Origin of the sequence: Bacillus mobilis (assembly GCF_001884045.1) — a bacterium.
GTDB classification, from domain to species: domain Bacteria; phylum Bacillota; class Bacilli; order Bacillales; family Bacillaceae_G; genus Bacillus_A; species Bacillus_A mobilis.
Genome location: NZ_MACF01000123.1, coordinates 228,830 through 235,352, shown reverse-complemented (window position 1 = coordinate 235,352; position 6,523 = coordinate 228,830). Strand labels below are relative to the sequence as shown.

The window sequence follows — 6,523 nt, the reverse complement described above, 5'->3', positions numbered from 1 at the left end:
TCCGTAAGGGTTGTGACCTTTTCATCCACCTATTGTGAAAGAATGACGGCAGGTTCCTGTTAGGAACGGTCTGTTCTTGCATACTACCATTCATCCAAGTCAGTAGTATGCAAGAGGTTATAAGAAATAAACCAGTACCCCCCTTCTCATTTAAATTTTAAATACGAATTGTTGATTGCTCATATAAACAGTTTTGTGAAGAATGCTCCACAATTTCCAATTGTGATATTCTTTCCACGTTTGAATTGTTTGTAACCATTTTTTATATACTTTTTGCGTATTCTTTTTACTTTCTTCCATGGAAGCAACAAGAATACGCAGTTTTGTTGTAATTTGTTTTTTTAATAATAATATAATCTTTTTTGGTACTTGTTCTTGCAATTCTAATCCACGTCTTGCGATCGTGAATGCGGCTGCTTCATGAACGCTAATACCGAAATTTTTACTGTATTTTAATTTTCCAATCACACTTGTATAAGCGGGGTTTACTGTTTTAACAGAAAATCCGTTACGAAGAGACATACGAATTAAACTGTTCAACATCTTTTTATACGTAAATTGATGCAAATTACGATTACTGTATTTATCAGTATCATGAGATTGTTGAAACTTTAAATCTTCTAAAACAATTCCACCTACATTGTTTTCCAATAACCATGTTTTAATTTGTTGTACAATTTGTCCAATTATCGTTGCGCGTTTGTTTGTTGAAAACGCATTCAGATTGTGTAGATAAAAAATTTTTGAACCTTTAAAATTACCTTGTTTTGTACATAAACTAACTGCAATGCGGCCCGGATTTACATCAATTCCTGCAATTACATCTAATTGTGGTGTTTCCTTGAAATCTAGTACACGACCTATTTCTGTTTCATCAAACGTAATATTTACATAAAATTCATTTTGTTTACGAATGATTTCTACACTATATTTTTGATGCTCTATAATCGGTTTTCCTTTTGGATTTACACCGAGTTGCTTTCCCATAACGACATTTGTGATTTGATGATAAAAATGATATGGAATGATAATCGGAACTTTGATTCGTGGGCTTTTTGTTTTTCCATTTGTTCGTCCTAATGGATTTGCAATTTCTAACCATCCTTGCCCACAGTCATCAACTGTAATGCGCATGTTCAAATTCCCTTTTTTGCTTTTATCTCCACGAGAATATAATTGTCGTGTCCGCAAATCTTTCCATTCTTGATTGGATATCTTGTTTTTCATTCTTTCGTAGAAATTTTGCCGCCCACCAAAAATAATAGGAGGTAATGTTTTATTTTTAATATGTTTTGCATACGTTTCAATTCTTTGTTCTAATTTTTGTTTTCGTTTTCTTAAACCAATTAAACAAGTTTCTAATGAAACTTGTTTAGGTCTTTTTTTGCCGCGTTCATAATCATCTATTTTTTGTAACGTCTTTTCTAACTTTTTTTGATTGTTTTCTAGGTAAACAGGAAGAAGTTCTTTTTGAGAGAAAAGGATCGTTTGCGCTTGTAAAATCGCATCTTCACAAAAACGTTTATTTAACAAATATTTAGGTTGTAGTTTTTTTATCAATTCTTTCTCGTTTTCGCCCTCAATCAAACGATTAAAACTATATCGTTTTGCACTTTCGAACGTACGGATCAAAGTAATTAAAGCTTCCGTTTGTTCTTTTGTAATAGAATTGATTTTACAAGTACGTGTTGTTTTCATCCTTTTCACCCTTTTCTAATACGGATTTTATTGTATTTTCTAATTTTCTACCTCCTCTTTTTCCGTGAATTTTTGCAGAAAAACAGGTTGTAATCGCTATAAGATCTTCCACTAATTCGGCTTCTTCGTTTTTTTCAATGTGTTCTATGCAATATAATATGTTTACCCCTAAATCTTTTAAATAAGATTCAATATAAGAAAAACCGAACCTAGCTAATCTATCTTTGTATCCAATCAAAATAACAGAAGGTGACTTTTCTTTACAATCTCTCAACATTGTTTGAAATCCTTTTCTGTTTTCGTTTAATCCACTTGCGATATCTCTATAAATACCTGTGATTTTGTATCCTTTTTCAACTGCGAATGTAGTTAATCGTTGTAATTGTCTATCTAAATTACCGCTTTCAAGTTGTTTTTTTGTAGATACTCTTCCATATATAAATACATCATTTGTTTCTGTTTTTGAATGTGTTTCACTTTTCTTTTGAAATGCCACAATTTTTTCAAGATCATATATTCGATGACCTTTTAGTGTTCTATCCGCAATAAAAACACCTTCTTTATCCCAATTCCGTAAAGTTTGTTGCGTTTTTCCTAATATGTTTGCAGCTTTCCCAATTGAAATATAATTTTTCATTTTCATCACCTGAAAATATGATATGTTGAATTTTGTAAAATATAAAACCTGTAATTGTAAATTTTTATAGTTTTTTATAGATTTTTATTTACTGTTATTTCCTCCCACGTATCCCATTTCATATTTTCTATTTCCAGAGCCACATACATATTTCCTTATATTATATTTCTTTTCTTTGTTAATTGAAAGATTATTCTGTCAAAACGGCCTGTGTAATTCAATTCCAACTCTAAGCATTTCATTTTTCATTTATAAAAATATATGCTAGCCTACATATATAGGAGATGAATAAATATGAGTTTATTGTATAGTGGTTTAACTTTTTTAAACTTTGACGATACGTATTTATTACAAAATAAACTTCATTCTTATTCACATGAAGATATTGATTTTAGTCATTTAGAGCACTCAAATCTGTATTGCGAGACTCCCTCTTTAATGCGAATAAAACGAGAGTTATATTGTAGAAAGCAAAAAGGAATCACTTTTATCGGTTCTGGAAATTATCATTATGTATCTTATTTACTACTAAAAGAAATAGATGAGCCATTTACCCTTATTTTATTTGATCATCACACTGACATGAACTTAAAAGAAGAAAATGAACATACTCCTATTTCTTGCGGGTCATGGGTATCATTCGCTCTTCAAAATAACCCGAAATTAAAGAAAGTAATTATTATTGGACCTTCTTCTTTAACAATACATTCTAATGATTATTCATGCGTAGAGGTGTTCCCGATCGATACGTCAAATGAAGTATCTACTCATACAATACTTTCGCATATTCATACAAACACTATATATGTAAGCATTGATAAAGATGTATTAGATTCAAAAGTAACTATTACAAATTGGGATCAAGGACATATGAAACTCTCTACACTTTTAAAATATATTCACGCTCTTATTAGGAATAAAAATGTCTATGGTATTGATATTTGCGGTGAACTACCGGTTTATCCTTCTCAACTCTTTCTAGCTAAATACACAAATGCCATTAAGAAAAATGAAGAAGCAAACTTACAAATTTTAAAATCAATTTATAATACATAAAAAAACAACGAGCACCTTATAAGGCACTCGTTGTTTTTATGCACGTTGTTCTTTTAACCACTTCGTAATCACATCTAACCTCGAAACATCAAAACGGCTCTCTTCAGACACATTTAAATTGTTTAAACTTTTCACAATTGCTAATTCATTCGATTTTACACTTTTCGCATCAATCATTTTGCAATACCCGTCTGTAACAGCATTTAAATTTTCATAATAACGTTGAAACGATTTTGATATTTGTAAATGTTTTTCAAAGTTTCTTCTTCTTTTTGTCTCGTCAGATTCTTTCCGTTTTCTAAGTTCTTCATCATTCGTATATAAATAAAAATATTGATCAGGAAAACCAATTTCCCCATGTATCAGCTTTTCTTTATAAAAGTTTTCTATTAAAGATAACGGCTGATTAAATACATCAAAATGGAAACACCAATTATAACTAAGTGGCTGATAAATATCACCATCAAGTATTACTAATTCATACTGCTCTGACATCTGCACTGCTATTTTCCAGCGCTCTACTTGCTTTTCAAAATACCAGGTTGTATGTTCAATTTTTGGTCTTTCAAATAAAAAATTCACTTCAGGTATAATATAAGCACCATAATTTTTTTCTAACTCACGACAAGTGCTGCTCTTACCAACAGCACTTGCTCCCTCAAACGCTATAATCCCCATTGTTTCTCCCACTTTCATTAACTTACATCTCTTTGCTTCGCTTTTTTCCCCCATAACTGTCTCCATAATACAATTGAAGCTATAGAAAGCATGATTGTTGTTATGATACTCCCCTCAATTCCAAACGAGCCTCCATGAAGGAATTCCGATCCGTTTGTTACAGGTTTAAAAAGTGGCGTAGAATACATCGTCATTCCACTTACTGCAAAGCCATAAATATTAAACTGTGCCCAATTCCACAACGAATGCCACGCACATATCCCCCAAAGACTACTGTCCTTCAAAACATAAAAAGCTGCAAATACACCAACTAATATTATATTCGAAATTGAAAGAATTGTAATACTTGGATTTAGTAAATGAAGAAAACCAAATAAAAAAGAAGTTACAACAATTCCGATCCATATACGGCTTCTAACAGAAAGGACTGGAAATAACCAACCTCGAACTACGATTTCTTCTGTTGCACCTTGTATTAAAAAAGCAACTAAAGACCCCACAATTCCAAATATGGCGGTTGGCGTAATTTGTTGCATTTGTAGTTGTACATTTCCAGTTAATAAAAGGAGCATGACTGGTATTGAAATGAAAACAAAACCTATTAATGCACCTCTCAAATATTTTCTTATCCATTGATTTCTCCAAAATCCAATAGATGAAATTGATCTTTTTTCTACGAATCTAATCCATAAAAAAACAAAAAATATAGCACCGCCAAACGTCAATATCATCTCAATATCGCTATAAATCGCCTTCATTAAAAGTGATTCTGCTTTCGGTAAGAACAACATAAATAGCATGAACAATTCACCTAAAGTTAAAAATACAATTGCAAGTATTACAGCGAATATTGGATGAACTTTTTTTCTTCCTTCTTTGGCTGCTTCAATTATTTTAAATTGCAATATTCTCGCCTCCTTAACAAATACATCAACACTATTCTTATACTATATATCGTTTTCCTAACACAAATTTCCAATAAAAATATTCAATGTTTAGCATAAACCTAAATTTGGAATAATATATAAATAAAAGAGATGACTTTGTGCGTTTTACTATTATCACCAAGATTATTCACTGGTATTACCAGCACTTGCTATTTCCCACCATTTGTTGTAAGATAGTAATTAAGGTCAATTTAACACTATATTTTCTTTGCATATTATCAAGTATCAATCTGGAACATTTTGTACTCCTTATGGGTTTTTGATAATATGTGAACTTTTATTTTTCATTCAAATAAGGCCGATCATATTGTAATCTTTTTAAATTTTAGGAGGCATTACCATGACATTAACAGGTAAAGTAAAATGGTTTAACAGCGAAAAAGGTTTCGGTTTCATCGAAGTTGCAGACGGTAACGACGTATTCGTTCACTTCTCAGCTATCACTGGCGACGGTTTCAAATCTCTTGACGAAGGTCAAGAAGTTAGCTTCGAAGTTGAAGACGGTAACCGTGGACCTCAAGCTAAAAACGTTGTAAAGCTATAATTCAAACAATAAAAAGGTTGTTACCAGCTCGGTTAACAACCTTTTTAATATATAACTAAAATTTTTTACATAAAAGGAGTGGTTATATGTATCGCAATCGAAAGAACGATGTAGCAGAGGTACCACCAGAACAAACGCCTGTTTGGGAATGTGAAGCAGATGATTGTTTAGGATGGATGAGAAAGAACTTTTCATTTGAAGAAGAGCCTAAATGCCCTTTATGTAAAAGTAGCATGAAAAGCGGAGAACGTTTATTACCTAAATTAGGTTAATTTTTACTTAACCCCTCTTTTATAAGAGGGGTTTTTTATTATAAATTTATATTCTCTACATCCGTTCGGACTATAGAATACAATAGTGCATCATGTTGCTTATTTCCTTGATGAATGTATCCACGTAATAACCCTTCCTTATGAAAGCCTATTTTAGATAACATTTTACAAGAAGTAACATTTTCAGGATATGTAATAGCTCCAATTCTAAATAAGCCTAAATCTTGAAATCCATAATGAATAATTTCTCGAGCCGCTTCTGACGCATAACCATTCCCCCAATAACGAGGATGTAAGTCATAGCCAATTTCGGATCGTTTACTCCATAGCTGTAAATTATTTAATCCTATTGTACCTACTAAAGTATTTGTTTCTTTTAATACAATCCCCCATCGTATTGCCTTTTTCTCGAAGTAATTTTTTGAAAAAGATTCAATCATACGTGAAGCTTGTCCAAACTCTGTAAAAGAATTCATACCGTAATAACATGTTACTTCATCCAATGAAAAAATTTCATATATTTTTTGACAATAAGATTGTTCTATTTCAACTAAACGTAAACGTTCTGTTTCTAATATAGGAAATGCCACAGGATCACTCCTTTCTTTCTACACATTTATTATAGCAGAAAAAGTATTTATAATTAGGAAAGTCCTCAATGTCCCATTAATCAAATATTTCTAGAGAAACT

8 protein-coding genes are annotated in these 6,523 nt (G+C 31.5%); 3 read left to right on the top strand and 5 right to left on the bottom strand.

The features are described 5' to 3' along the window. Nucleotides 1–150: 150 nt before the first annotated feature. A complete protein-coding gene (locus BAQ44_RS23885; RefSeq protein WP_071724228.1) occupies nt 151–1,698 on the bottom strand; it encodes an SSO2105 N-terminal domain-containing protein in 1,548 nt (515 codons plus the stop codon). Continuing rightward, nucleotides 1,676–2,335, bottom strand: a complete 660-nt coding sequence (locus BAQ44_RS23880) for an IS607 family transposase (RefSeq protein WP_071724226.1) — start codon at nt 2,333–2,335, stop codon at nt 1,676–1,678. The genes BAQ44_RS23885 and BAQ44_RS23880 overlap by 23 nt, the downstream gene beginning before the upstream one ends. Before the next feature lie 294 nt (nt 2,336–2,629). Between BAQ44_RS23880 and BAQ44_RS23875 the strand changes: the two genes are divergently transcribed. After that, nucleotides 2,630–3,391 carry an arginase family protein gene (locus BAQ44_RS23875; RefSeq protein WP_071724224.1) on the top strand — a complete coding sequence of 254 codons (762 nt, stop codon included), beginning with the start codon at nt 2,630–2,632 and terminating at the stop codon, nt 3,389–3,391. A gap of 36 nt (nt 3,392–3,427) precedes the next feature. On the opposite strand, the gene BAQ44_RS23870 is transcribed toward BAQ44_RS23875, so the two are convergent. After that, entirely contained in the window at nt 3,428–4,069 is a 642-nt protein-coding gene (locus tag BAQ44_RS23870) for a chloramphenicol acetyltransferase (RefSeq protein WP_071724240.1), read from the bottom strand. A gap of 17 nt (nt 4,070–4,086) precedes the next feature. Continuing rightward, entirely contained in the window at nt 4,087–4,974 is an 888-nt protein-coding gene (locus tag BAQ44_RS23865) for a CPBP family intramembrane glutamic endopeptidase (protein ID WP_116758406.1), read from the bottom strand. Nucleotides 4,975–5,356: 382 nt separating this feature from the next. Between BAQ44_RS23865 and cspD the strand changes: the two genes are divergently transcribed. Continuing rightward, nucleotides 5,357–5,560: a cold-shock protein CspD gene (gene cspD / locus BAQ44_RS23860; protein ID WP_000176365.1), complete on the top strand. Its 204-nt coding sequence runs from the start codon at nt 5,357–5,359 to the stop codon at nt 5,558–5,560. 86 nt (nt 5,561–5,646) lie between these two features. Next, nucleotides 5,647–5,832: a cold-shock protein gene (locus BAQ44_RS23855; protein ID WP_061679056.1), complete on the top strand. Its 186-nt coding sequence runs from the start codon at nt 5,647–5,649 to the stop codon at nt 5,830–5,832. Between the two features lie 38 nt (nt 5,833–5,870). Here BAQ44_RS23855 and BAQ44_RS23850 read toward each other — a convergent pair whose 3' ends face one another. Further along, nucleotides 5,871–6,422: a GNAT family N-acetyltransferase gene (locus BAQ44_RS23850; protein ID WP_063261080.1), complete on the bottom strand. Its 552-nt coding sequence runs from the start codon at nt 6,420–6,422 to the stop codon at nt 5,871–5,873. Nucleotides 6,423–6,523: the final 101 nt, after the last annotated feature.